Source organism: Pseudomonas aylmerensis (assembly GCF_001702265.1).
Taxonomy (GTDB): Bacteria; Pseudomonadota; Gammaproteobacteria; order Pseudomonadales; family Pseudomonadaceae; genus Aquipseudomonas; species Aquipseudomonas aylmerensis.
In genome coordinates this window covers 145,858-172,119 of sequence record NZ_MAUE01000026.1, presented here as the reverse complement: position 1 = coordinate 172,119, position 26,262 = coordinate 145,858, and the positions used below count along the sequence as shown (strand labels likewise).

Annotated in this window: 20 protein-coding genes and 1 pseudogene; 13 read left to right on the top strand and 8 right to left on the bottom strand. The window is 63.5% G+C overall.

The window, feature by feature from the left end:
• Position 1 precedes the first annotated feature (1 nt).
• From purU (BBG20_RS18400) to folD (BBG20_RS18380), 5 genes are all read left to right on the top strand, one after another.
• Complete coding sequence (purU, locus tag BBG20_RS18400) at positions 2-868, top strand: formyltetrahydrofolate deformylase (RefSeq protein WP_065905722.1); 867 nt, start codon at positions 2-4, stop codon at positions 866-868.
• A gap of 20 nt (positions 869-888) precedes the next feature.
• On the top strand, positions 889-2,256 hold the full coding sequence (locus BBG20_RS18395) for an NAD(P)-binding domain-containing protein (RefSeq protein WP_065905720.1): 1,368 nt from the start codon (positions 889-891) through the stop codon (positions 2,254-2,256).
• 14 nt (positions 2,257-2,270) lie between these two features.
• Positions 2,271-4,580, top strand: a complete 2,310-nt coding sequence (locus BBG20_RS18390) for a DUF1989 domain-containing protein (RefSeq protein ID WP_065906102.1) — start codon at positions 2,271-2,273, stop codon at positions 4,578-4,580.
• A 73-nt stretch (positions 4,581-4,653) separates the two neighbouring features.
• A complete protein-coding gene (locus tag BBG20_RS18385) occupies positions 4,654-6,333 on the top strand; it encodes an APC family permease (RefSeq protein WP_065905718.1) in 1,680 nt (559 codons plus the stop codon).
• A gap of 66 nt (positions 6,334-6,399) precedes the next feature.
• The gene (folD, locus tag BBG20_RS18380; RefSeq protein ID WP_083221428.1) at positions 6,400-7,314 is read left to right on the top strand and encodes a bifunctional methylenetetrahydrofolate dehydrogenase/methenyltetrahydrofolate cyclohydrolase FolD; all 915 of its coding nucleotides are present in this window, start codon (positions 6,400-6,402) and stop codon (positions 7,312-7,314) included.
• A 554-nt stretch (positions 7,315-7,868) separates the two neighbouring features.
• On the opposite strand, the gene BBG20_RS18375 is transcribed toward folD (BBG20_RS18380), so the two are convergent.
• The 5 genes from BBG20_RS18375 to glnT all read right to left on the bottom strand — a co-directional run bounded on the left by BBG20_RS18375 (position 7,869) and on the right by glnT (position 13,776).
• Entirely contained in the window at positions 7,869-9,194 is a 1,326-nt protein-coding gene (locus BBG20_RS18375; protein ID WP_065905713.1) for an ammonium transporter, read from the bottom strand.
• Between the two features lie 185 nt (positions 9,195-9,379).
• Positions 9,380-10,702, bottom strand: coding sequence for an FMN-binding glutamate synthase family protein (locus BBG20_RS18370; RefSeq protein ID WP_065905711.1), 1,323 nt, complete (start codon positions 10,700-10,702; stop codon positions 9,380-9,382).
• Positions 10,703-10,717: 15 nt separating this feature from the next.
• Entirely contained in the window at positions 10,718-11,392 is a 675-nt protein-coding gene (locus BBG20_RS18365; RefSeq protein ID WP_065905709.1) for a GltB/FmdC/FwdC-like GXGXG domain-containing protein, read from the bottom strand.
• 11 nt (positions 11,393-11,403) lie between these two features.
• Complete coding sequence (locus BBG20_RS18360; protein ID WP_065905707.1) at positions 11,404-12,309, bottom strand: class II glutamine amidotransferase; 906 nt, start codon at positions 12,307-12,309, stop codon at positions 11,404-11,406.
• Positions 12,310-12,441: 132 nt separating this feature from the next.
• The gene (gene glnT / locus BBG20_RS18355; RefSeq protein WP_065905705.1) at positions 12,442-13,776 is read right to left on the bottom strand and encodes a type III glutamate--ammonia ligase; all 1,335 of its coding nucleotides are present in this window, start codon (positions 13,774-13,776) and stop codon (positions 12,442-12,444) included.
• 282 nt (positions 13,777-14,058) lie between these two features.
• Here glnT and BBG20_RS18350 point away from each other — a divergent pair, with 282 nt between their 5' ends.
• The 7 genes from BBG20_RS18350 (at position 14,059) to BBG20_RS18320 (ending at position 21,754) form a co-directional block, all read left to right on the top strand.
• Positions 14,059-14,658: a helix-turn-helix domain-containing protein gene (locus tag BBG20_RS18350; RefSeq protein WP_053139883.1), complete on the top strand. Its 600-nt coding sequence runs from the start codon at positions 14,059-14,061 to the stop codon at positions 14,656-14,658.
• Between the two features lie 324 nt (positions 14,659-14,982).
• The gene (gene purU / locus BBG20_RS18345) at positions 14,983-15,849 is read left to right on the top strand and encodes a formyltetrahydrofolate deformylase (RefSeq protein ID WP_065905702.1); all 867 of its coding nucleotides are present in this window, start codon (positions 14,983-14,985) and stop codon (positions 15,847-15,849) included.
• Positions 15,846-16,751: a bifunctional methylenetetrahydrofolate dehydrogenase/methenyltetrahydrofolate cyclohydrolase FolD gene (gene folD, locus BBG20_RS18340; protein ID WP_065905700.1), complete on the top strand. Its 906-nt coding sequence runs from the start codon at positions 15,846-15,848 to the stop codon at positions 16,749-16,751. Before purU (BBG20_RS18345) ends, folD (BBG20_RS18340) begins: the two co-directional genes overlap by 4 nt.
• Positions 16,733-17,974, top strand: coding sequence for an FAD-dependent oxidoreductase (locus BBG20_RS18335; protein ID WP_065905698.1), 1,242 nt, complete (start codon positions 16,733-16,735; stop codon positions 17,972-17,974). The genes folD (BBG20_RS18340) and BBG20_RS18335 overlap by 19 nt, the downstream gene beginning before the upstream one ends.
• Positions 17,975-17,987: 13 nt before the next feature.
• The gene (locus BBG20_RS18330; RefSeq protein WP_065905694.1) at positions 17,988-18,287 is read left to right on the top strand and encodes a sarcosine oxidase subunit delta; all 300 of its coding nucleotides are present in this window, start codon (positions 17,988-17,990) and stop codon (positions 18,285-18,287) included.
• Entirely contained in the window at positions 18,284-21,181 is a 2,898-nt protein-coding gene (locus BBG20_RS18325) for a 2Fe-2S iron-sulfur cluster-binding protein (protein WP_065905693.1), read from the top strand. The genes BBG20_RS18330 and BBG20_RS18325 overlap by 4 nt, the downstream gene beginning before the upstream one ends.
• Positions 21,182-21,184: 3 nt before the next feature.
• Positions 21,185-21,754, top strand: a complete 570-nt coding sequence (locus BBG20_RS18320; RefSeq protein ID WP_065905692.1) for an aminomethyltransferase family protein — start codon at positions 21,185-21,187, stop codon at positions 21,752-21,754.
• A 146-nt stretch (positions 21,755-21,900) separates the two neighbouring features.
• Here BBG20_RS18320 and BBG20_RS18315 read toward each other — a convergent pair whose 3' ends face one another.
• On the bottom strand, positions 21,901-23,307 hold the full coding sequence (locus BBG20_RS18315; protein ID WP_065905691.1) for a purine-cytosine permease family protein: 1,407 nt from the start codon (positions 23,305-23,307) through the stop codon (positions 21,901-21,903).
• A gap of 323 nt (positions 23,308-23,630) precedes the next feature.
• Here BBG20_RS18315 and BBG20_RS18310 point away from each other — a divergent pair, with 323 nt between their 5' ends.
• Positions 23,631-24,116 (top strand): flavin reductase family protein, encoded by a 486-nt coding sequence (locus BBG20_RS18310; RefSeq protein ID WP_065905687.1) that lies wholly within the window; start codon positions 23,631-23,633, stop codon positions 24,114-24,116.
• Between the two features lie 86 nt (positions 24,117-24,202).
• Here BBG20_RS18310 and BBG20_RS33520 read toward each other — a convergent pair whose 3' ends face one another.
• Together BBG20_RS33520 and BBG20_RS33515 are read right to left on the bottom strand one after the other, a co-directional pair.
• Positions 24,203-24,907: a methyl-accepting chemotaxis protein gene (locus tag BBG20_RS33520; protein WP_404940345.1), complete on the bottom strand. Its 705-nt coding sequence runs from the start codon at positions 24,905-24,907 to the stop codon at positions 24,203-24,205.
• 201 nt (positions 24,908-25,108) lie between these two features.
• A pseudogene (locus tag BBG20_RS33515) lies at positions 25,109-25,993 on the bottom strand (cache domain-containing protein); the annotation flags it as partial.
• Between the last annotated feature and the right edge of the window lie 269 nt (positions 25,994-26,262).

Here is a 26,262-nt window from a genome sequence, read left to right as displayed (position 1 = left end):
GATGGACGCCTCCCGCGAACATTACATCCTCAAGATCACCTGCCCGGCGGCGTCCGGGATTGTCGCCGCGATCAGCGCTTGCCTGTCTCGCCAGCAGTGCTACATCAGCGAGCTGGCCCAGTTTGACGACGAGTTCACCGGGCAGTTTTTCATGCGTGCGGTGTTCCGCTTCAACACCGGGGTCGATGGTGACATCGGCGCCCTGCGCGAAGGCCTCGGCGACCTCGCCGGCGGCTTCGACATGCAGTGGCAATTGTTCAGCTCGCAACGGCCGACCCGCGTGCTGCTGATGGTCAGCAAGTTCGACCACTGCCTCACCGACCTGCTGTACCGCCACCGCAAGGGCGAGATGGACATGCACATCACCGCCGTGGTCTCCAACCACCTCGACCTGCGCGCGATGGCCGAGCGCGAGGGCATCCGCTTCATCTACCTGCCCATCACCAAGGACACCAAGGCCAGCCAGGAGGCCGAGTTGATGCGCATCGTCGACGACACCCAGACCGACCTGGTGGTGCTCGCGCGCTACATGCAGATTCTCTCCGACGGCCTGTGCCAGCAGTTGTCGGGCCGCGCGATCAACATCCATCACTCGTTCCTGCCCGGCTTCAAGGGCGCCAAGCCGTATCACCAGGCCTATGACCGCGGGGTGAAGCTGATCGGCGCCACCGCCCACTACGTCACCAGCGACCTGGATGAGGGCCCGATCATCGAGCAGGAAATCCAGCGCGTCGACCACACCCACCTGCCCGACTCGCTGGTCGCCATCGGCCGCGACACCGAGACCGTGGCCCTTTCCAAAGCCCTGAAATACCACCTGGAACACCGGGTGTTCATCAACCAGGACAAGACAGTGATCTTTCGCTGACCCCCTCAGGAGGCACGCTCATGACTCTACGTGTTGCAATCATCGGCGCCGGCCCGTGTGGCCTGGCGCAACTTCGCGCCTTCCAGTCGGCCCGCGACAAAGGGGCAGACATCCCCGAACTGGTGTGCTTCGAAAAACAGCAGGACTGGGGCGGCATGTGGAACTACACCTGGCGCACCGGCCTGGACGAAAACGGCGAGCCGGTGCACGGCAGCATGTACCGCTACCTGTGGTCCAACGGCCCCAAGGAATGCCTGGAGTTTGCCGACTACACCTTCGAGGAGCATTTCGGCCGGCCGATCGGCTCCTACCCACCCCGCGAAGTGCTGTGGGACTACATCAAGGGCCGCGTGGAAAAGGCCGGCGTGCGCGACTACATCCGTTTCAACAACGTAGTGCGCCAAGTCACCTTCGACGAACAGACCCAGCGCTTCACCCTGCAGGCCCACGACTACACCAGCGACACCTTGACCAGCGAAGCATTCGACTACGTGATCAACGCCTGTGGCCACTTCTCCACGCCCAAGGTGCCGTACTTCGACGGCTTCGAGCAGTTCGCCGGGCGCATCCTGCATGCGCATGATTTTCGCGAGGCGCTGGAGTTCAAGGACAAGGACCTGCTGATTGTCGGCAGCAGTTATTCGGCCGAGGACATCGGCTCGCAATGCTACAAATACGGCGCGCGCAGCATCACCAGTTGCTACCGCACCGCGCCCATGGGCTACGCCTGGCCCGACAACTGGGAAGAAAAACCGCTGCTCAAGCGCCTGGAAAACAACCGTGCGTATTTCGTCGACGGCAGCAGCAAGCACATCGACGCCGTCATCCTGTGCACCGGCTACAAGCATCACTTCCCGTTCCTGCCCGATGAGCTGAGCCTGAAAACCGATAACCGCCTGTGGCCGATGAACCTCTACAAAGGCGTGTTCTGGGAAGCCAATCCGCGGCTGATCTACCTCGGCATGCAGGACCAGTGGTACTCCTTCAACATGTTCGATGCCCAGGCCTGGTACGCGCGCGATGTGATCCTGGGGCGCATTCCGCTGCCCAGCCACGCCGAGATGCTCGCCGACAGCCGGCAATGGCAGGCGCGCGAACAGGTGCTGGAAACCAACCAGCAGATGTTCGAGTACCAGGGCGCCTACATCCAGCACCTGGTGGACGCCACCGACTACCCGAATTTCGACATCGCCGCCGTCAACGAAACCTTCCTGCACTGGAAGCACGACAAGGCGGAAAACATCATGGGCTATCGCGACAAGTCCTATCGCTCATTGATGACCGGCACCCAGTCACCGCCGCACCACACCCCCTGGCTGCAGGCATTGGACGACTCGATGGCGGCGTACCTCGGCGAGCCCGCGACCGCCATCAAGTCGGTCGGTTGAAGGTGCAGCCGATGATGAATGCACCGCGTATTTCGCGCCCGCGAGAACCCGGCTTGTTTGCCCGCGCGCCGAACCTGGAACGCTACCGCGTGGCCGCCGGCGGTGTCACGCTGGTCGACTTGCAGCCCGGCGACGGCCTGCAAGTCATCGACGTCGAAGGCCGCCAGGCCTGCACACTGCTGGCCCTCGACGCCGGCGGCCGCAGCGCCCTGGCCAGCTGGGGATTGCACGCGTCTATCGCCTGCAGCGTGCCCGCGCGTATCGGCCAGGTGCTCGATCGGCGCGGCATAGAGGCGCAGCAGTTGCCGCGCGCCGCGTCGTTGTGGGACGACGACAGCCCGCCCGGCCACAGTCGCCATTTTGTCGCGCAGGACGCGCTGCTGGTGATCGTCGCCGCCCCTGCCGGCCCGACCGCTGTCGACCGGGAATACCGGCCCAGTGAGCTGCGCCTGCTGGTCACCCGCGCCAACCCGTCGCCGCTCTGGGTGCCTGCCCTGCCTGAGCCGTTGGGCGAAGTGCTGGACGAGTTCACCCTGCGCGCCGGCACGGCCCATGCCTACACCGTCGCCAAGGGGCAGTACGTCCAGGTACTGGATGTCGCGGGACGCCAGTGTTCGGACTTCGTCGCGCTCGACCGCCGCGCCCTGGATCGCGGTATTGAGCTGGACCTCGACCAGACCGTGACCCGCACGCTGAACGGCAGCGCCTACCCGGCACCGGGGCTGTTCTCGAAGTTTTTCGACCGCCAGATGCAGCCGATGCTCGAGGTGGTGCGCGACACCGTCGGGCGCCACGACTCGTTCGCCCTGGCCTGCGCGGCGCGTTATTACGAGAGCCACGGGTATTTCGGGCACGACAACTGCAGCGACAACCTCAGTCAGGTCCTCGCCCCCCATGGCGTACAGGCGCGCAAGGGTTGGCCGGCGATCAATTTCTTCTTCAACACCGGTATTGATGCACACCAGCAGATGACCCTGGATGAGCCCTGGTCGCGCCCCGGCGACTACGTGCTGCTGAAGGCCATGACCGACCTGGTGTGTGGCAGCACCTCGTGCCCGGATGACATTGACCCGGCCAATGGCTGGAACCCGACCGATATCCATGTCCGCATCTACCGCGAGAAGGAGCGTTTTTCCATCGCCATGAGCACTCGAACCACGGCGGATGCCGACCCGATTCTCACCCGTGAGTCTGCGTTCCACTCACGCACCAGCGCCCTCACCGGCAGCTTCACCGACTACCGCAACTGGTGGCTGCCGCTGCGCTACGACGGCTATGGCGCCACCGAGGAATACCTGGGGTGTCGCGAGCGCGTGGCGGTGATGGACCTGACCGCCCTGCGCAAATTCGAGATCATCGGCCCCGACGCCGAAGCCTTGCTGCAGTACTGCCTGACCCGCGACGTGCGGCGCCTGGCGGTGGGCCAGGTGGTGTACTCGGCGATGTGCCACGCGCACGGCGGCATGCTCGACGACGGCACCCTGCTGCGCCTGGGCCCGGACAATTTCCGCTGGATCTGCGGCGAAGACTACGCCGGCCCCTGGCTGCGCGAGCAGGCACAGAAACTCGGCATGAAAGTCTGGGTCAAGTCCGCCAGCGAGCAGATCCACAACCTCGCCGTGCAAGGCCCGCTGAGCCGCGAGCTGCTCAAGCAGATGGTCTGGACCCCGCCCACCCAGCCCAGCCTGGAAACCCTCGGCTGGTTCCGCTTCCTGGTCGGTCGGCTGGACGGCTTCGATGGCTGCCCGTTGATGATTTCCCGCACCGGCTACACCGGTGAGCTGGGCTATGAAGTGTGGTGCCAACCCGAAGACGCCGAGCGGGTCTGGGACCGCATCTGGCACCTCGGGCAACCCCTGGGCCTGGTGCCGCTGGGCCTGGAAGCCCTGGACCTGCTGCGCATCGAAGCCGGGCTGATTTTCGCCGGCTACGAGTTCAGCGACCAGACCGATCCGTTCGAGGCCGGCATCGGTTTCAGCGTGCCATTGAAGAGCAAGACCGATGATTTTATCGGCCGTGAAGCCCTGTTACGGCGCAGTGCCCACCCCACCCACAAGCTGGTCGGCCTGCACCTGGGCGGCAATGAGGCGGCCCACCATGGCGACCCGGTGTACCACGGCCGGGCCCAGGTCGGGGTGATTACCAGTGCCTGCCGCTCACCGTTGCTGGCCAGCAATATCGCGCTGTGCCGGGTGGATGTTAGCTGCGCCGAGCCCGGCACGGCACTTGAGATTGGCAAAGTCGATGGCCTGCAGAAGCGCATCAGCGCCACGGTCAGCGCAGCGATTTTCTACGACCCGGACAAAAGCCGGGTGCGCAGCTGATCGTTCCGATACGCGTGTGCCACCCCATTTTGACTGCCCCACTTAAACGCTATTCAGACATGGGAATACAGAGATGGAAGCGACGACGTTCGAGGCAGTACCGCAGGCCGCCAGTTCGGTGGGCAGCCTGCACCGCAAGATCGATTGGCGCGGGGCGTTCTGGGTCGCCAGTGGCGTACCCGCCCTGGTGCTGTTCTCTATTGGCGCCATTGCTGCGACGGTCGGCAAGCCGGCGTGGATCGTATGGATCGTGTCGATCCTGTTCGGATTTATCCAGGCCTTTACCTATGCCGAGATCGCCGGGCTGTTCCCGCACAAATCCGGCGGCGCCTCGGTGTACGGCGCGGTGGCCTGGGTGCGCTACAGCAAGCTGATCGCGCCGGTGTCGGTGTGGTGCAACTGGCTGGCGTGGTCGCCGGTGCTGTCCATCGGTTCGGGGCTGGCGGCGGGGTATATCCTCACCGCGCTGTTTCCTGCCGATGCACTGATCAACACTTGGCAACTGACCTTGCTGGACCTGGGCTGGGTGAAAAGCGGCCTGTCGCTGCGCATCAACGCGACCTTCGGCATCGGCCTGTTGATCCTGCTCACGGTATTTGCCGTGCAACACGGCGGCATCCTGCGTTCGGCACGCCTGACCCTGGTGCTCGGTGTCACCTCGCTGATTCCGCTGCTGCTGGTGGGCGTGGTGCCGTTGTTCACCGGGGATGCGGCCCAGGCCAACTTCCTGCCGCTGTACCCGCTGGCCCATGATGCGGCCGGGCAAGTCATCGATGGGCCCTGGGATATCTCTGGCTGGTCGCTGATGGCCGGCGGGTTGTTCATGGCCGCGTGGTCCACCTACGGCTTCGAAACAGCGGTGTGCTACACCCGCGAGTTCAAGGACCCCAAGCGCGACACCTTCAAGGCCATCTTCTACGCCGGCCTGCTGTGCATCCTGGTGTTCACCCTGGTGCCGCTGGCGTTTCAAGGCAGCCTCGGGCTGGGGCAACTGGTGACCCCGGCGGTGCTTGACGCCAGCGGCGCGATTGTTACACCGGCGGTGTACAGCGGCCTGTTGTCGCCAGCGATCTACAGCGGCATGGGCGTTGGCCAGGTGCTGGCCGACAGCATCGGCGGCGGCAAGGTGGTCGCCAATATCGTGCTGATCATGTTGGTGCTGGCGACGCTGCTGGCAATCATGACCTCAATGTCCGGCTCGTCACGCACGCTGTATCAGGCGTCGGTGGATGGCTGGCTGCCCAAATACCTGGGGCGCACCAATGAACACGGCGCGCCGACGGCGGCGATGTGGACCGACCTGTCGTTCAACCTGCTGCTGTTGTTGATGTCGGACTATGTATTTGTGCTCGCGGCGTCCAACGTCAGCTACATCATCTTCAACTTCCTCAACCTGAATGCCGGCTGGATTCACCGCCTGGACCGCCCCGACTGGGTGCGCCCGTACAAAGCGCCCACCGTGCTGCTCGCGGCAGGTGGCGTGTTGAGTTTCGTCAACCTGGCCTGCATGGGCCTGGGTGCGGACATCTGGGGTGCGGGCACGCTGGTCACCGGCTTGCTCCTGGCGCTGCTGATCTTGCCGGTGTTCTGCTTCCGTCACTACGTGCAGGACAAAGGTCGCTTCCCCGCCGCCATGCTCAGCGACCTGTATCTGCAGGTCGGCGACGGCCAACGCCGCGCCGGCTGGCTGCCCTATGCCACGCTGATTGCCGGTGCACTGGTGGTGTATGCCTGCCATCAACTGGTAGCCTGAGCACACTGGGCTGCTTATCGCTGAGGGATCTGTTCCCTCAGCGCCTCCCTATTTCTCCAGACAACGGTGACGCTTTTGACCAGCTCTCTCCCCACGCTTGCCCGCGATATCGACGGCAAGGCCATCTCTGCCCGGGTGCTCGACGAGGTTCGCGAAGAGGTCCAGGTGCTCGCCACGCAACAGATCTACCCTGCCCTGGCGGTACTGCTGGTGGGCGATGACCCGGCCAGCCATGTCTACGTGCGCAATAAACTGCTGCGCGCCAAGGAAGTCGGGATTCGCTCGCTTGAATACCGGCTGCCGGATGACGCCACCCAGGCGCAGGTGCTGGCCCTGCTGGCGCAGTTGAATGCCGATGCGTCGGTCAATGGCATCCTCGTGCAGCTGCCGCTGCCGGGGCATATCGACGAGGCGGCGGTGATTCACGCGATTGACCCGATCAAGGACGTGGACGGCTTCCACCGCGAAAACGTCGGCGGCCTGGTGCAAGGCATCGAGGTGCTGACGCCCTGCACGCCCAGCGGCTGCATGCGCCTGCTGTATGAAACCTGCGGTGATTTGAGCGGAATGCACGCGGTGGTCATCGGCCGTTCGAACATCGTCGGCAAACCGATGGCGACCCTGCTGCTGCAGGCCAACTGCTCGGTCAGCGTGGTGCATTCGCGCAGTGTCGATGCACCGGCGTTGTGCCGCCTGGCCGACATCGTCGTCGCCGCCGTCGGCCGCCCGCAGTTGATCGACGCCAGCTGGCTGAAGCCAGGCGCGGTGGTAATTGACGTGGGTATCAACCGCATCAACACCGAGACCGGCACGCGGTTGGTGGGCGACGTCGATTACGCCAGCGCTCGCACGGTGGCCAGCGCAATCACCCCGGTGCCCGGCGGTGTCGGGCCGATGACCATCGCCTACCTGCTGAAAAACACCCTGGTGGCCAGCCAACTCCAGCGCACTGCCCGGCCCCTGGCCCTGGCCGTGCCCTGAATGCCCCCCTGCAGGAGCTGGTTTGCCAGCGATGGCGGTGTGTCAGTCACCTTATGCTTTGACTGATCCAGCGCTTTCGCAGGCAAGCCAGCTCCCACATTTTTTCGAGGTGTCCGGTCGCTTGTGGAGGGTGCCCGCTTGTTAGGCAGGCCAGGCTGGCAGTGATCTGAACCACAACACAAAACCCCTGTGGGAGCTGGCGGAGTCGCCCTTATTTCAATCCCCAGGGTGATCGCAATATCCGGCGCGACGCAGCCCAAGTGTGGGAGTTGTCGAGCCCCGGCGAGGCTGCGAAGGCGGCGGCATTGCTGGCATTTTCTGCGCCTGGCACACCGCTTTCGCAGGCAAGCCAGCTCCCACATTTTTTCGAGGTGACCGGTCGATTGTGGAGGGCGCCCGCTTGTTAGGCAGGCCAGGCTGGCAGTGATCTGAATCACAACACAAAACCCCTGTGGGAGCTGGCTTGCCGGCGATGGCGGTGTGTCAGTCACCTTATGCTTTGACTGATCCACCGCTATCGCCAGCAAGCCAGCTCTTACAGGTTTGGGTTGTGATCAGTGGTTGTAAGCGCGCTCGTTATGCTCGGCCAGGTCCAGCCCCATGTCTTCCACCGATTCATGGGCACGCAGGCCGATCAGGGCGTTGATGACTTTGAGGATGATCCAGCTGATCGCGAAGCAGTACACGGTGGTCAGCACGGCCCCTTTGATCTGCGCCACGACCTGGCCGCCCATGGTCACGCCTTCGACCAGTCCGCCCATGGACGGTACGCAGAACACGCCGGTCAACACCGCGCCGATCATGCCGCCGATGCCGTGCAGGCCGAACACGTCGAGGCTGTCGTCGTAGCCGAAGCGGCGTTTCAACACAGTCACGCTGAGGTAGCAGAACACCCCGCACAGCAAGCCGATGGCCAACGCGCCGCCGACGCCCACATAGGCGCACGCCGGGGTGATCCCGACCAGACCGGCCAACGCGCCGCTGGCCAGGCCGAGGGCACTCGGTTTGCCGACCTTGAACCACTCGGTGAACATCCAGCCGAGGATCCCGGCACACGCGCCCAGTTGGGTATTGAGCATGACAATCCCGGAAAGGCCGTTGAGCCCGCCGCCGGAGCCGATGTTGAAGCCGAACCAGCCGACCCAGAGCATCGCCGCGCCGACCATGGTCAGGCTTAGGTTGTGCGCAGGCATCGGCGTGTTCTGGTAGCCCTTGCGCTTGCCGAGGATCAGGCACGCGGCGAGCGCAGCCACACCGGCGTTGATGTGCACGGCGGTGCCGCCGGCAAAATCGAGCACGCCCCAGTTATGCATCAAGGCCCCCGAACCGCCCCAGACCATATGCGCCACCGGGGCATACACCAGGGTGAACCAGATGGCCATGAACCACAGCGCCGCCGAGAACTTCATGCGTTCGGCAAACGCCCCGGCGATCAGCGCGGGGGTGATGATGGCGAAGGTCATCTGGAAGGTCACGAACACACCTTCCGGGATATCCCCCACCAGGCTTTCGGGGGTCATGCCGGCCAGGAAGGCACGGCTCAAACCGCCGACAAAACTGTTGAACGTCACCTGCCCTTCGACCATGCCGGTGGTGTCGACCACCATGCTGTAGCCGTAGATCACCCACAGCACGCCCACCAGGCCGGCGATGCCGAAACATTGGGTGAACAGCGAGAGCATGTTTTTCGCACGGACCAGGCCGCCATAGAACAACGCGAGCCCCGGCAGGCACATGAACAGCACCAGCACGGCGGCGGTGACCATCCAGGCGGTGCTGCCGGTGTTCAAGGTGGGTGCATCGGCGGCCTGTGCCAAAGGTGCGAAGGCACTGGCGGCCAATAACCCGAAGAGGGACTTGCCGAGAAGACGATTGACCATATTCAAAGCTCCTGCGAAAGAAATGGGATATGCCTGGCAGCGAGCAGTTGTTGTTAGGAGAGCCTCTTGGCGGGCTCCTTGATTAGCCTATCTGTCGTGGCGAGGGCGCTTACGCAGCCCTAAAACGCCGGCTGCAGCTGCGCTGAACGGCAGCAAGCGCCCTCGCCACAGGTATGACGCCAGGCTCAGTAGCCGGAACCGGGCACCCAGCTGGTTCCTGCCAACGGCACCCGGGCCATCGCCGCCGATTCCACGGTCAGCGCCACCAGGTCCTCGGGGTCGAGGTTGTGCAGGTGCGACTTGCCGCACGCCCGCGCCATGGTCTGCGCTTCCAGCACCATCACCCGCAGGTAGTTGGCCAACCGCCGCCCGCCTTCCACCGGGTCGAGGCGCTTGGACAGTTCCGGGTCCTGGGTGGTAATGCCGGCCGGGTCGCGGCCGTTCTGCCAGTCGTCGTAGTAGCCGGCGGCCGAGCCGATCTTTTTCAGTTCCGCATCCAGCCGTGGGTGGTTATCGCCCAGGGCAATCAGCGCCGCCGTACCGATGGCGACCGCATCCGCGCCCATCGCCATGGCCTTGGCCACGTCGGCCCCGTTGCGGATCCCGCCCGACACGATCAACTGGACCTTGCGGTGCATGCCCATCTCTTGCAAAGCCTGTACCGCTTGCGGGATCGCCGACAGAATTGGAATGCCGACGTGCTCGATAAACACTTCCTGGGTCGCCGCCGTGCCGCCTTGCATGCCGTCGAGCACGATCACATCCGCGCCCGCCTTGACGGCCAGCTTCACGTCGTAATAAGGCCGGCTCGCGCCGATCTTCACGTAGATCGGTTTCTCCCAGTCGGTGATTTCGCGCAGCTCGGCAATCTTGATCGCCAGGTCGTCCGGGCCGGTCCAGTCCGGGTGACGGCAGGCACTGCGCTGGTCCACACCGATCGGCAAGGTGCGCATGCCGGCCACGCGCTCGGTGACCTTCATGCCGAGCAGCATCCCGCCACCGCCGGGCTTGGCGCCCTGGCCGAGGACGATCTCGATGGCGTCGGCCTTGCGCAAATCGTCGGGGTTCATGCCGTAGCGCGACGGCAGGTACTGGTACACCAGGTGCTGGGACTGGCCGCGCTCTTCCGGGGTCATGCCGCCGTCACCGGTGGTGGTGCTGGTGCCGGCGATGGTCGCGCCACGGCCCAGGGCTTCCTTGGCATTCGCCGACAACGCCCCGAAGCTCATGCCGGCGATGGTCACCGGGATCTTCAGGTGGATCGGCTTCTTGGCAAAGCGATTGCCAAGAATCACGTCGGTGCCGCACTTCTCGCGATAGCCTTCGAGCGGGTAACGCGACACGCTCGCGCCGAGCAGCAGCAAGTCATCGAAGTGCGGCAACTTGCGCTTGGTGCCGCCGCCGCGAATATCGTAGATACCGGTTTCGGCCGCACGCTGGATTTCCTGGATGGTCAGGCGGTCGAAGGTGGCCGACTCGCGCAGTACCGGAGGGGTTTGTTCACTCATGGTTGTAGCTCCTGATCAGTACGCGGAGGCGTTATCGACTTTGAAGTTGTACAGCTGGCGGGCCGAGCCGTAGCGCTTGAAATCCGCCGCCTGGTGGGCGAAGCCGGCACGGTCGAGCAGTTCCTGCAGCTCTTGCAGGTGCTCGCTGCGCATCTCTTTTTCGACGCAGTCCGAGCCCAGGGACTCCACCGTGCCTTTCACGTAGATGTGGGTCTCGTACAACGAGTCGCCCAGCGCATCGCCGGCATCGCCGCACACCACCAGGCGCCCGGCCTGGCCCATGAAGCAGCTCATATGGCCGATGCTGCCGCCGACGACAATGTCGATGCCCTTCATGGAGATCCCGCAACGCGCGCCGGCATCGCCTTCAATCACCAGCAGGCCGCCGTGGGCCGTGGCCCCGGCCGCCTGGGACGCGCTGCCTTTGACGCGCACCGAACCCGACATCATGTTCTCGGCGCAGCCCACGCCGACATTGCCGTGCACGGTGATCGAGGCCTGTTGGTTCATGCCCGCGCAGTAGTAGCCGGCGTGGCCCTCGATATCGATGGACACCGGCTGGTTCACGCCCACGGCCAGGTTGTGCTTGCCGTTGGAATGGGTCACGCGCCATTCGTGGTCGAGCACTTGCGCATGCAGCGCCTGGTTGAGGTCACGCACAGTGGCGGTGGAAAGATCGATGGTTTTCATGTGTGCGCTCCTTAAGCTGACTGGCGTTCCCAGATATACAAAGTGGCCGGTGCCGGCTCCCAGATCCGCGCGTTCTCGATGCCCGGCAGGCTCGACAGCGCCTGGTATTCGGAGGCCATGGCCACGTAGTCGTCGGTCTCGGCGAGGATCGCCGGCTTGCACGCAATCGGATCGCGGATCACCGCAAAGCCGTTGCGCGTGCCGATGGCAAAGGTGAAGAAGCCGTCGAGGTCCTGCAGGGAATGGTCCAGCGCCTCTTTGAGCGAATCGCCCTGTTGCAGGCGCCAGGTCAGATAGCCGGCGGCGACTTCGGTGTCGTTGTCGGTCTCGAAATGAATGCCTTCGCGCTTGAGTTCCTGGCGCAGGCGGAAGTGGTTCGACAGCGAGCCGTTGTGCACCAGGCACAGGTCGGCTCCGGTGGAAAACGGGTGGCTGCCTTCCATGGTCACCGCGCTTTCGGTGGCCATGCGCGTGTGCCCGATGATGTGGCTGCCTTGCATGCCCGCCAGGCCGAAGCGCTGGGAAATCTCCTCGGGCAAGCCCATGCCCTTGAGGATTTCGATGCTTTGCCCGGCGCTCATGATGCGCACGCTCGGCGCCAGTTCGGCCAGGGCCAGGCGCACCGGCGCCTCGTCGGCGTGGATCTTCAATACCGCCGCGCTGGCGTTCTGGAACCAATCCAGCGAGCAACCCAGGCGCCCTTCGAGTTCGCCCATCAAGGCCTTCCAGTCGAAGGCTTCAGTGGTCGCCTGCAAGGTCAACTTGACCCAGCCGTCGGCGACCTCATCGCCGTAGATGGCGAAGCCCGCGCTGTCCGGACCGCGGTCGGTCATGGCCTGCAGCATCGGTTCAAACAGCTTGCCGAGCTGGGGTTCCAGTCGGGGATTTTTCAGGTACAGACCTACGATTCCACACATAAGAGCAGTCCTCACTTTGTTCTGGGTGGCCAGCTGCAAAACTGCAAGCAAGCCGGGTAGACAGATGACTTGGAGCGGCCCCTACCACCGCCTTGACTTGCAGCTTGCAACTCACAGCTGCCGCCCGTTGCCTCAGAAAAATTCGGTGTAGCGCGCGACTTCCCAGTCGCTCACATGGCGGCTGTACTCCACCCACTCCATGCGCTTGAGCTTGATGAATTCGCCCACGATCTGCGGGCCGAGCACCTCGGCAAACAGCGGGTCGGCTTCCAGCGCGTCGCAGGCTTCCTTGAGGGATTGCGGCAGGGTCTTGATGCCGCGCTCGGCGATCTGCTCCAGGCTCAGGCTGTAGAGGTTCTCGTTGCAGACGTGGTCGATTTCCAACTGGCGGTCGATGCCATCCAGGCCTGCCGCGATGATCGCGGCGCTGACCAGGTACGGGTTGCAGCCGGCATCAGGCAGGCGAAATTCCAGGCGGCCATACGGCACGCGCACCATCGCCGAACGGTTGTTGGCGCCAAAGGCGATAAAGGCCGGGGCCCAGGTGGCGCCGGACAACGAGTTGCCCACGACCAGGCGCTTGTAGGAGTTGACCGTAGGTGCGGCGAACGCACACAACGCCGGGCCATGGGCGAGCAAACCGGCGGCGAAGTGATAGGCCAGTTTCGACAGGCCCATGCCGCTCGGATCGCTGGCGTCATGGAACAGGTTTTTGTTCTCGGCGCTGCTGATCGACAGGTGAAAGTGCATGCCGTTGCCAGCGCGTTTCGGGTCGGGCTTGGGCATGAAGGAGCAGATCATGCCCAGGTCATTGGCGATCTCGCCGGCGGCCATGCGAAAGAAGGTAAAGCGGTCGGCCGAGGTCAGCGCGTCGCTGTAGGTGTAGTTGATCTCGAACTGGCCGTTGGCGTCTTCGTGGTCGATTTGATAGACCTCGAAATCCACCGCCTGCAAGGCTTCGGTCAGGCGCTCGAGGAACTCGCGCGAACGCGACAGGCCCTTGTAGTCGTAGCAGGGTTTGTCGAGGTTATCGCTGGGGTCGACCAGTTGCAGCTTGCCCTGCTCGTCGCGGCGCATCAGGTTGAATTCGGGTTCCAGGCCGGTGTTGAGGGTCCAGCCCTTGTCCTGCAGGCGCTGCACCTGCTGCTGCAGCACGTAGCGGCTGTCGTAGGGATGGGGCTTGCCATCGACATGCCCGACGCACACCACGCGCCCATAACCCGGTTGCCACGGCACCGGCGTCAGCGTGGACAGGTCACCGCGCGCCATGAAGTCCGGACCGTGGGGCTCCATGCCCATGCCGCTGATGGCAAACCCGGCAAAGCCCGCGCCCTCTTCGGCCACGGTCTTGAGCCCGCAAATCGGCACCGACTTGGTCTTGGCCGCACCGTGTATATCCACAAACTGCGCAAGCACGTACTTGATCCCGTGCTTGTCGATGATGCGCTGGGTTTCTGCTGGCAACATTGCGTGTCACTCCTCGCGAAAGGCAAAACCGTGTGGGTGGGCCTAGGCTGTCTTTTTATTCCTAAAAAGAAAGTTAGTTTCCTTACAGGAATGCAATACCCTTGCCAGATTCACGAGCGGCGGATTGAACTGCCGGTGAAAGCGCTTTTGTGCTGTATATATGGGAAAATTGTTTTCCCCGCAGGAATACGCACAGCGGGGTGGCCTTGAAGAGCCAGATCTTGCACTTTCCCAGTGCGAAAATAATATTACTGAACGGAAACCGTGCAGGAGCCGATGATCATGTCCACCGAAACCGCCCCGCGCCTCAAGCTCGAGCAATACCTGGGGCTGCAGATCAAACGCCAGCGCCAGGCCCAGGACCTGAAGCTGTCCGACGTGGCGAAAATCGCCGATATCAGCCAGGGCATGTTGAGCAAGATCGAAAACGCCCAGGTCTCCACCAGCCTCGACACCCTGAGCCGCCTGTGTGATGTGCTCGGGCTGCCGCTGTCGAAGTTGTTCAGCGAATACGACCAGCAGGATGGCAGCGCTTTGCTGGTCAAGGCCGACCAGGGCATGGAAGTGGTGCGCCGAGGGACCGAGAAGGGGCATACCTATCACCTGCTCAACCATACGCGCGGGCCGAAAAAGAGCTTCGAGGCGTACATGGTCAGCATGGATGACGCCAGTGAGGAGTTCCCGACCTTTGCGCATCCGGGGACGGAGTTTTTGCACTTGCTCGAAGGTGAGCTGATTTACCGGCACGGGAACCAGCTTTACCGGATGGAAGCGGGTGACAGCCTGACCTTCGAAGGGGAGATTCCGCACGGGCCGGAGCAGTTGGTGCAGGTGCCGATCCGGTTGTTGTCGATCATGAACTACGGCAACGACAAGGAATAACGCACGCACCGAGATTGTTTTCTGTGGGAGCTGGCTTGCCTGCGATGCGGGCAACTCGGTCTGCCAGTGGCAGTGGGTGGATGCCATCGCCGGCAAGCCAGCGCCTACATTTCATCGCATTTCACGGTAGGAACGCTGCGGAAAAATTCCTATCAGTTAAAAAACTTTCCCAAAACCCCTAGACGCCCCGCCCCCATTCCCCTATAAAGCCACTTCAGGAATATTTTATTCCTCACAAGAAAATGCGCTCACGGAACGAGCCCGCTGTCCTCAGACATTTTTTCGCTATGCGATGAGCTGCCGCCATCATCCCGAGGACGTGTCATGCAACACGAAAAAAACCATTTCATCATCAAGGTCACTTGTCCCGCGGTGTCCGGCATTGTCGCTGCCGTCACCACTTACCTGGCGGACAACGCGTGCTACATCGGGGAGATGGCGCAGTTCGATGATGACTTCAGCGGCCGCTTCTTCATGCGCGCCGTGTTTCGCTTCAACGACGGCCACACCGGCGATCTCGAACAGATTCGCGCAGGCTTCGCCGATGTCGCCCAGGCCTTCGACATGCAGTGGGAGTTGTACGACACCCGCGAGCCGATGCGCGTGATGCTGATGGTGAGCAAGTTCGACCACTGCCTCACCGACCTGCTCTACCGCTACCACAAGGGCGAGATGGACATGACCATCACCGCCATCGTCTCCAACCACCTCGACCTGCGGCCGATGGCCGAGCGTGAGGGCATTCGCTTTATCTATCTGCCCGTGTCGAAGGACAACAAGGCCGCGCAGGAAGCCGAACTGATGAAGGTGGTCGACGACACCCGCACCGAACTGGTGGTGTTGGCGCGCTACATGCAGATCCTCTCCGACGACCTGTGCCGGCAACTGTCGGGGCGCGCGATCAATATTCACCACTCGTTCCTGCCCGGTTTCAAAGGCGCCAAGCCCTATCACCAGGCCTACCAACGCGGCGTGAAGCTGATCGGTGCCACCGCGCACTACGTCACCAGCGACCTGGATGAGGGTCCGATCATCGAGCAGGAAGTGCAACGCGTGGACCACGTGTACAAGCCCGACGACCTGGTCGCCATCGGTCGCGACACCGAGACCGTGGCCCTGTCCAAGGCGGTCAAGTACCACCTTGAGCACCGGGTGTTTCTCAACCAGGACAGAACGGTGGTGTTCCGGTGAACGCGCACAAACTGATCGATGGCAAAGCCGCCGCCGCGCAGGTGCTGCTGCAGGTCCGCGAGGACGTCGCACGCCTGCATGAGCAAGACATCCTGCCAGCCCTGGCGGTGATCCTGGTCGGCAACGACGCCGCCAGCCAGGTGTATGTGCGCAACAAGATCCTGCGCGCCGAAGAGGTAGGCATCCGCTCCGTGGAGCACCGCCTGCCCGGCGATACCAGCACCGAACAACTGTTGATCCTGATCGGCCAATTGAACGCCGACCCGGCCATCCACGGCGTCCTCCTGCAATTGCCGTTGCCGGCGCAGATGGACGAGCTGCGCGCCCTGGAGGCCATCGCGCCGGACAAGGACGTCGACGGTTTTCACAGCCAGAACGTCGGCGGCCTCAGCCAGGGTCGCGCGGTGCTCACGCCATGCACGCCGAGCGGCTGCCTGTATTTGCTGGAACAAACCTGCGGCGACCTGCGCGGCAAACATGCGGTGGTGATCGGCCGTTCGAACATCGTCGGCAAGCCCATGGCCGCGCTGCTGCTCAAGGCGGACTGCTCGGTGACCGTGCTGCATTCGCGCAGCCACAACGCCCAGGCGCTGTGCCGGCAGGCGGATATCGTGATCGCCGCCGTGGGCCGCGCACGCTTGATCGACGCCAGTTGGCTGAAGCCCGGCGCGGTGGTGATCGACGTGGGTATCAACCGTATCGACGACGCCGGCCGCAGCCGCCTGGTGGGCGATGTCGACTTCGACGGCGCCCTGCCCCATGTCGCGGCCATCACCCCGGTACCCGGCGGTGTCGGCCCGATGACCATTGCCTTCCTGATGAAAAACACCGTGGCCGCCGCCCTCGCGCAACACCACGCCTTACGCAGCCAATCGGAGGCCGTATGCCATTCAATCTATTGAAGTACGGGCTGAGTTCGGAGTACCCGGTGGAGGTGGATCTGCCACCGCCCAAGGAACTCAAGGCCAGCTATGACGTGGTGATCATCGGCGCCGGCGGCCATGGCCTGGCGACCGCCTACTACCTGGCCAAGTACCACGGCATCAGCAACATCGCGGTGCTGGAAAAGGCCTACCTGGGCGGCGGCAATACCGCGCGCAATACCGCGGTGATCCGCTCCAACTACCTGACCAGCGAGGGTGTGCGCTTCTACGCCGAGTCGGTGAAGATGTTCCAGTCGCTGTCCAACGAATTCGACTTCAACATCATGTACTCCGAACGCGGCCAACTGACCCTGGCGCATACCGATGCCACCGTGCGTTCGTTCCGCCAGCGTGCCGAGGTCAACAAGCACTTCGGCGGGCGCACCGAGATGATCGACCGCCAGCAGATCCGCGAACTGGTGCCCAGCCTCAACCTCGACCCCGGGCACTTGCCGGTGATCGCCGGGCTCTGGCATATCGACGGCGCCACCGCGCGCCACGATGCCGTGGCCTGGGGCTACGCCAAGCAGGCGGCCAAGCGAGGGGTGGAAATTCATCAACTCACCGAGGTGCAGGACCTGGTCATCGACCACGGCACGATTACCGCCGTGAAAACCAATCGCGGCACCATCCAGTGCGGCTGCGTGGTACAGGCGATTGCCGGGCACAGCTCGTTGCTGATGGCCAAGGCCGGCATCCGCTCGCCAATCCAGACCTTCCCGCTGCAAGCCATGGTCACCCAACCGTTCAAGCCGTTCCTCGACCCGTTGGTGAGTTCCTCCGCGCTGCACTGCTATGTGCAGCAGACCAGCCGCGGTGAAGTGGTGTTCGGCGGCGGCTCCGATCCTTATCCGCTGTTCAACACGCGCTCGACCCTGGACCTCAAGGAAAGCCTGCTGGCCCACGCGATCGAAATGTTCCCGTTCCTGGCCAACGCCAAGCTGATGCGCCAGTGGGCCGGGATCACCGACATGACCCCGGACTACAGCCCGATCATGGGCCTGTCACCGGTGAAGAACTACTACCTCGACGCCGGCTGGGGCACCTGGGGTTTCAAGGCCACGCCCATCTGCGGCAAGACCATGGCCGAGCTGGTCGCCAGCGGCGGCCAGGTGCCGGCGCTGATCAAGCCGTTCGGCCTCGAACGTTTCTCGACCTTCCAGCAAGTCAACGAGATGGGCGCTACGGCGGCCAGTCACTGATGGAGAGCGGACTATGAAAATCATGACGTGCCCGCTCAACGGGCCGCGCAATATCAGCGAGTTCACCTACGGCGGCGAGTTCAAGCCGATGCCCGACCCCGTCCACTGCAGCGATGCCGAATGGGCCGACTACGTGTTCAACACCGACAACCTCGCCGGCGTGGTGCGCGAATGGTGGATGCACACGCCGTCCAGCTACTGGTTCCTCGCCGAGCGCCACACAGTCACCGATGAGGTCCTGCGCACCTTCGACCCCAAGGAACTGTTCACCACCCGCGTCGATTTCGCCGCCGCCAAGGAGATCGCCGGATGAACCGCCTTCCCGCCCCCATGGGCTTGCTGATCCAGCGTGATCAAGCCCTTGATTTCAGTTTCGATGGCCAGGCGTACCAAGGCTTGCAGGGCGACAGCATCGCCAGCGCCTTGCTCGCCAACGGGCGTTTCCTGCTTTCGCGTTCGTTCAAATACCACCGCCCGCGCGGCCCGCTGACCATGGCGGGCCAGGATGCCAACAGCCTGGTGCAACTGCCCCGCGAGCCCAACGTGCTGGCCGATGCTCACGCGTTGTCTGCCGGCTTGGCGGTGAGCGCGCAGAACGTCAACGGCTCGCTGGACAACGACAAGGACGCCTACCTCGGCAAGTTCTCCAAGTTCATGCCGGTGGGGTTCTACTACCGCTCGTTCTACAAGCCCAAGGGCATGTGGAAAGTCTGGGAGCCGATCATTCGCAAGAAGGCCGGCCTGGGTGTCCTCGACCTGACGTTCCAGCCCGAGTACTACGACAAGGCCTATCTGTTTACCGACCTGGCCGTCATCGGCGCCGGCCCCGCCGGCCTACAGGCGGCGCTGACGGCCGCGAATGCCGGGGCCAAGGTGCTGCTGATCGAGCAGCAGCCGATCCTCGGCGGGTCACTGACCTATGCACGCTTCGATATCGCCGGTACCCGCGCCGACAGCCTGCGCCGCGAACTGGTGAGCGCGGTGCAGCAGCACGCGAATATCCAGGTGCTCACCGAGGCCACGTGCAATGCCTGGTTTACCGACAACTACCTGCCGGTGATCCAGGGCAAGCGCATGTACAAGGTGCGCGCGCAGCAGTGCCTGGTGTGCAGCGGCGCCTTCGACCAGCCGGTGATTTTCCGCAACAACGACCTGCCGGGCGTGATGCTGACCAGCGCCGCGCAACGCTTGATGAAACTCTACGCGGTCAAGCCGGGCAAGCGCGCGGTGGTGCTGACCGGCAACGACGACGGCTACCTCGCCGCCCTCGACCTGCATGACCAGGGCGTGGAAGTCGCCGCCGTGATCGACCTGCGCCACGCCCCGGCCGACAAAGCCCTGTCCGGCGCCCTGGCCCAGCGCAAGATCCCGTTGCTGAACAACAGCACCGTGTTCGAGGCCCTGCATGAGAAAGGCCTGCGCCACGTGAAAGGCGTCGACGTGCGCCAGATCACCGGCCAGGGCCAGGTCAGCGCCAGCGGGCAAGTGTTCGACTGCGATCTGCTGTGCATGTCGGCCGGCTACATGCCGGTGTATCAACTGCTGTGCCAGGCCGGCGGCAAGCTGGCCTATGACGACCAGCGAGCCGAATTCAGCCTCAGCGGCCTGCCCCGCAACCTCCAGCTGGCGGGCTCGGTGCACGGTCGGCATCAGCTCGAGAATGTGCTGGCCGACGCCGCCAACGCAGCGGCCGACATCGCTGTCGCGCTGGGCCTGGGCACTACGATTGCGCCGCTGCCATTGCACAGCGAAGCCCAGGTCAACTTCGGCTGGCCGATCTTCCCGCACCCCAAGGGCAAGGATTTCGTCGACTTCGACGAAGACCTGCAAGTGGCGGACATCGTCAACGCCACGCGTATCGGCTACCGCGATGTGCAACTGGTGAAGCGCTATTCCACGGTCGGCATGGGCCCGTCCCAAGGGCGGCATTCGGCGCTGCCGACCGCACGCCTGGTGGCCTGGGCGACCCAGCGCAATATCAGCGAGACCGGGGTGACCACCGCACGGCCCCCTTTCGTCGCGGAGAAACTCGCGCATGTCGCCGGGCGCGCCTTCGACCCTTACCGGCAGACACCGATGCACGCGCGGCATGTGCAGGCCGGGGCGAAGATGATGCCCGCCGGTATCTGGCAACGCCCGGCCTACTACGGCCGCGCCCAGGATCGCGACGCCTGCATGCAGGCCGAAGCCCTGCACGTGCGTAACCACGTCGGGCTGATCGATGTGTCGACCCTCGGCGGCCTGGACGTGCGCGGCCCGGATGCCGCTGAACTGCTCAACCGCCTGTACACCTTCGCGTTCCTCAAGCAACCGGTGGGCCGTTCGCGGTATGCGCTGATGACCAATGAACACGGGGTGGTCATCGACGACGGCGTGTGCGCGCGCCTGGCCGACCAGCACTTCTACGTCACCGCCACCACCAGCGGCGTCGACCGCATCTACCAGCAGATGCTCAAGTGGAACGCGCAATGGCGCCTCGACGTCGACGTGGCAAACGTCACTGCCGCGATCTGTGCGGTGAACGTGGCCGGGCCGGATTCGCGCAAGGTGCTGGAACAGGTCTGCACTGACCTCGACCTCAGTGCCGAGGCCTTCCCCTACCTCGGCGTGCGCCAAGGCACGGTGGCCGGGATCAAGGCGCGGTTGCTGCGGGTCGGGTTTGTCGGCGAGCTGGGTTATGAAATCCACGTGCCTGCACGCCACGGCCTGGCGCTGTGGGATGCGTTGATGGAGGCCGGCAAGGCGTTCGATATTCGCCCGTTCGGCGTCGAAACCCAACGCCTGCTGCGCCTGGAAAAAGGCCACGTGATCATCAGCCAGGACACCGACGGCATGACCCACCCGGCAGAAATCGACATGGGCTGGGCGGTAAGCCGCAACAAGCCGTTTTTCGTCGGTCGCCGCTCGGTGGACATCCTCGAAGCCCAGCCGCTGAAACGCAAACTGGTGGGTTTCACCTTGCCCAAGGGCAGCGTGCAACCGCTGGAAGGCCACCTGGTGCTCGACGGCCCGGACATCAGCGGCAACGTCACCTCGTGCGAATACTCTGCAACGCTGGGCCGCATCATCGGCCTGGCCTACGCCGGGATCGAACAGAGCACACCGGGGCAGCGCATCCCGATCCGCGTCGAAGGCGGCATCGTCGTCCAGGCCGAGGTGGTGCCACTGCCGTTTTTCGACCCCACCAACCAACGCCAGGAGGGTTAAGCCATGACCAGTCTGAAAGCCCACGAACTCTTCACGCCGCCCTGCCACCTGGTGGACCAGACCGATCTGCCCCGGGTCGGCTTTCGCGGCGCGCAAAGCGCCGAGTACCTCAGCGCACGCGGTTTCACCCTGCCCGCCGCCCCCAACCAGGCCACCCCGCAAGCGGACGGCAGTTGGGTGGCGCGCCTGTCGCAGACCGAATACCTGTTGTTGGGTAGCCCGCAGGATCAGGGCCAGCGCATCGCCGATGAAGAGGCCCGCTGGGAGCTGGACCACCGCGCCAACTACCTGCTGCCGCGCCAGGACAGCCACGCCTGTGTGTTGCTCAGCGGCGCGGTGATTGCCCACGTGATGGCCAAGCTCTGCGGGGTCGATCTCGGTTTCCCGGCCTTCCAGCCGGGAGCGGTGGCGCAGACGTCAGTGGCGCGGGTGAATGCGCTTGTGATCCACACCGGGAGTGTGGAGGCACCGGCGCTGCATATCCTCTGGGATCGCGCGTCGAAGGAATACTTCGTCGGTGCATTGCTGGATGCATTGGGCGAGTTTGGCGGGGCCACTCTGCTCAGCGCATGAAGCTGGCTTGAAATCGATCTCGGCCCAACCTGTGGGAGCGGGCTTGCCCGCGAAGGCGGTGTGTCAGTCAAGACCTATTGGGCTGAGACACCGCATTCGCGAGCAAGCCCGCTGCCACATTCTGGAGGCTGTTGTGTGAGCAAAGGTCAGTCGGTGTAGCCCAACCGCGCCGCCCTGACCTTCTGGGTATGTTGACGTGTCGCCAGGCAGTAATACAGCGGGCACGTCACCACCAACCCCACCAGCCACGACAGGTCCGCGCCGTCCACCAGATTGGCCCACGGCCCCACGTACAGCGACGTATTGGCAAACGGCAGCTGGACAATGATGCCGATGAAATAGGCCACGATCGCATGCAGGTTGAAGCGCCCGTAGACCCCGCCGTCCGCGCGGAAGATCGAGGCAATGTCGTACACCCCGCGCTTGATCACATAGAAGTCGATCAGGTTGATCGACGCCCACGGCACCAGCACCAGCAACAGCGCCAGGATCAGCCCGATAAACTGCGAGATGAAGTCCGCCGATGCGCCCAGCGCCACGAGGCAGCAACCGGCCAGGACCACGCCGGACAGCACCACGCGCACCTTGATGCTCGGGGTCCAATGGCTGGCGAAGGTCTGGATCGAGGTGATGATCGACAGCACCGCGCCGTACAGATTCAGCGCGTTGTGGCTGATGATATTGAGCAGGAACAGCACCATCAGGATCGGTCCGAGCCAGCCAGTGGCTTGCTTGACCGCGACCATCGCCTCGGTACCTTCGGGCGTGGCCAGTGCCGCGACCAAACCAAATGCGAACGACAGGATGGTGCCGAGCGTGGCGCCCAGGTAGGTCGCGATAAACGGCCGGGTGATGCCGATATCCGCCGGCAGGTAGCGCGAATAGTCACTGGTGTAGGGCGAAAAGCTGATCTGCCAGATCACCCCCAGCGACACCGTGGCCAGCCAGCCGGCGGCGTTGAAACCGCCACGGGTGAGGAAGTCCGCTGGCAGGTCATGGGCGAAGATGTAGATGAAACCGGCGAGCAGCGCGCTGCCCATTACCCAGGTGCCGATACGGTTGAGGCTGTGGATGAAGCGGTAGCCGATCACGCCGATGGCGGTAGCGCTGAGCGCGCCGATCAGAATGCTCGCCGGCACCGGCACCGCGGGCACGATGCCGACGATGGATTTGCCGGCCAGCACGATGTTGGAAATGAAAAAGCCGATGTAGATCAGCGCCGCGAAGAACACGATCAGCAGTGCGCCGTAACGGCCGAACTGGCCCCGGCTCTGCACCATCTGCGGGATGCCCATGCGCGGGCCCTGGGCCGACGCGAGGGCAATCACGATACCGCCGAGCAGATGCCCGAGGGCAATCGCCAGCAGCCCCCACACCAGGTTGAGGTGGAACACCTGGGCCACCATGGCACCGGTGACGATGGGCAGCGGCGCAATGTTGGTGCTGAACCATAGGGTGAACAGGTCGCGGGCCTTTCCATGGCGCTCTGCGAGAGGAACGTAATCGACCGTGTGATTCTCGATCAGGGGATCTTGCCGGGACATCTGGGGCATGGAAATGGACTCGCGTTTGTCTGATCTTATAGTTGTTTGACGCCATACCGGGGGCGCATCGTGGCGGCCCCTCAGATGAACACCATATTATGGTATTCCAACATTTTCACAAGACTGATCCGTAGTCTCAGCGCGCATCTGATCCGCAAGTGTGCCACATGGCCCTCGGCGTTTTCGCGCCTTTACCCCCGTATTTATTGGTTATAAGACCAAAGGTTGACGTTCATCGGCCGCCTGAAAAAGCTGTTGCATCGATTGTATTACGGTATACCATCAGACCTACAAATTCATAAAAACCCGCTCTACCGCCAGAGGACCGTCCCATGATCGATGCCGCTATCTACAAACAAGTGATGGGTTCGTTTCCGTCCGGGGTCACCGTGATCACCACGCTCGATGACGACGGGCAAATCGTCGGGCTGACCGCCAGTGCCTTCAGTTCGTTGTCGATGGACCCGGCGCTGGTGCTGTTCTGCCCCAACTACAGCTCCGATTCGTACCCGGTGCTGATCAAGAACAAGCGCTTTGCGATCCACGTCCTGTCCGGTGGGCAACAAACCGAAGCCTATGCCTTTGCGCGCAAGGGCAAGGACAAGGCACAGGGCATCGAATGGACGCTCAGCGAACTGGGCAATCCGATCCTGGCGAACGCCACGGCGGTGATCGAGTGCGAGTTGTGGCGCGAGTATGAAGGTGGCGACCATGCAATCATGGTCGGCTCGGTGAAAAACCTGATCGTGCCCCAGCAGAACGCCGGGCCGCTGGTGTATTGCCACGGCAAGATGGGCGCCCTGCCCCTGGTTGCCTGATTAATTCCGATACACCGCAGTCAAGCCAGCGCCCACAGCTGAATGCATTTCAACGATGGGCGCTGGCTTGCCTGCGATAGCGGCGGTCAGGTACGGAAGCGGCTGACCAGCTGGTTCAAGGTCTGCGACAACGCGGTCAATTGCTGCGCATCGCCACGTGTGGAGTCGGCCAGGCTCGCCACCAACTGTGCATCCGCGTGAATCTGGCTGATATGCCGGTTGATGTCTTCGGCCACCTGGTGCTGTTCTTCGGCGGCGGTAGCGATTTGCGTGTTCATGTCGCGGATGACATCCACCGACTCACGAATCAAGCCAAAGCTGGCGCGCGCATCGTTGATCGACACCACGGTTTCCTGGGACACCTCAAGGCTGGCATGCATCTGCTTGCCCATCTGATGGGTGCGCCGCGCCAGATTGCCAAGCAGTCCGTCGATTTCGCCGGTGGAGTCTGCCGTGCGTTTGGCCAGGGCGCGCACCTCATCCGCCACCACCGCGAACCCACGCCCCTGCTCGCCGGCCCGGGCGGCTTCGATGGCGGCGTTCAACGCCAGCAGGTTGGTCTGCTCGGCGATGGAACGGATGGTGCCGAGGATCGACTGGATGTCGTTGCTGTCTTTTTCCAACTGCTCCATGGCCTGGGCCGAGTGGCCGATCTCTTCGCTCAAGCGCCCGACACTGCTCACCGCCGCGTCGATCTGCTGTTGCCCGGTGTGGGCCTGGCGCTGGCCATTGTCGGCAGAATCGGCAGCCTGGCTGCAGGAGCGCGCGACTTCGTTGGAGGTGGCGACCATTTCATGAAACGCCGTGGAGACCATGTCCACCGCTTCGCGCTGGCGTGAGGCGACGTCGGCCATCTCTATCGAGACTTCGGTGGCACTGCCGGAGCTGCTGTGGATTTGCGCGGCGGCCTGGCCGATGCGCTGGATCAGGGTGCGGATGGCTTCCAGGAATTGATTGAACCAGCCGGCGAGCTGCGCCGTCTCGTCGCGGCCATTGACCGCCAGGCGCGCCGTCAGGTCACCCTCGCCCTGCGCAATGCCTTCCAAACCACTGGCCACGCCACGGATCGGCTTGACGATCAGCCCGGCAAACCAGGCGCCCGCCGCAGCAAACAGCAGGCCACACACCAATGCGATAGCCGCGATCAACCAGGTCAGGCGTGCCGCGCCGGCCATCACTTCGCTTTCGCGCACCAGCCCGACAAACCGCCAGCCCAATGCCTTCGACGGCCACACCAGCGCCATGTAGCGCTCGCCCGCCAGTTCCACCTGCACCAGGCCTTGGCCGGCTTCGCTCAACTGCCGGTAGCCGTCACCCAACTCGCCGAGTTTCTTGAAGTTGTGGGACGGGTCATTCGGGTCTACCAGCACCGTGTTGTTGGCCTCCATCAGCATCAGGTAGCCGCTTTCGCCCAGCTTGATCTGCTTGACCAGGTCGGTCAGTTGCTTGAGCGACACGTCGATGTTGACCACCCCGCTCGCCTTGCCCTGGCGGTCGTTGAAGCTTTGCACGGTGCTCACCAGCACCACGTCGTCGGCCGCCCAGTAATAGGCTTCGGTGCGCAGGGTCTTGCCCGGTTGCGCCATGGCCGTCTTGTACCAGGGCCGCGTGCGCGGGTCGTAGTTGGCAAGGTTGGGGTCGCCGGGCCAAAACACATATCCACCATCCTCGGTACCGAGCGACAGGTAGGTGTAGGCCGAATGACTCTTGGCCAGGCCCTCGAACAACGCGAACAACTGCTGGTCGCGCTCGCCGGGAGCAATGTGCGCGGCGTCGCTGGCCAGGTAGCGTTTCACATCGCCCTGCAGGCTGCGCAACTGCGGGTGCGCAGCCAGGTAGGCGACGTTCTGGCTGATGCCTTCGAAGAACAGTTGCATCGCGTTGTCGACCTGGCGGATCTCGCGGCCACTGCTGTCGACAAAGCTGTCGCGGGCCTCATGGCGTACGTTGAGAATGATCAGCACAGCCACCAGAATCACCGGTAGGCTGGCGATCACCGCAAACGCCAGGATTAATTTTTGTTTTATGTTCATCGAGCTCGCCTTCCTTGTGAGGTGAGGGTGCAACCGTTGGAGAGAAAAGTTTTGCGGATATTCCGTATTATGGTATACCAACAATCAATCCGCCGAACAGCCGTTATCACTGG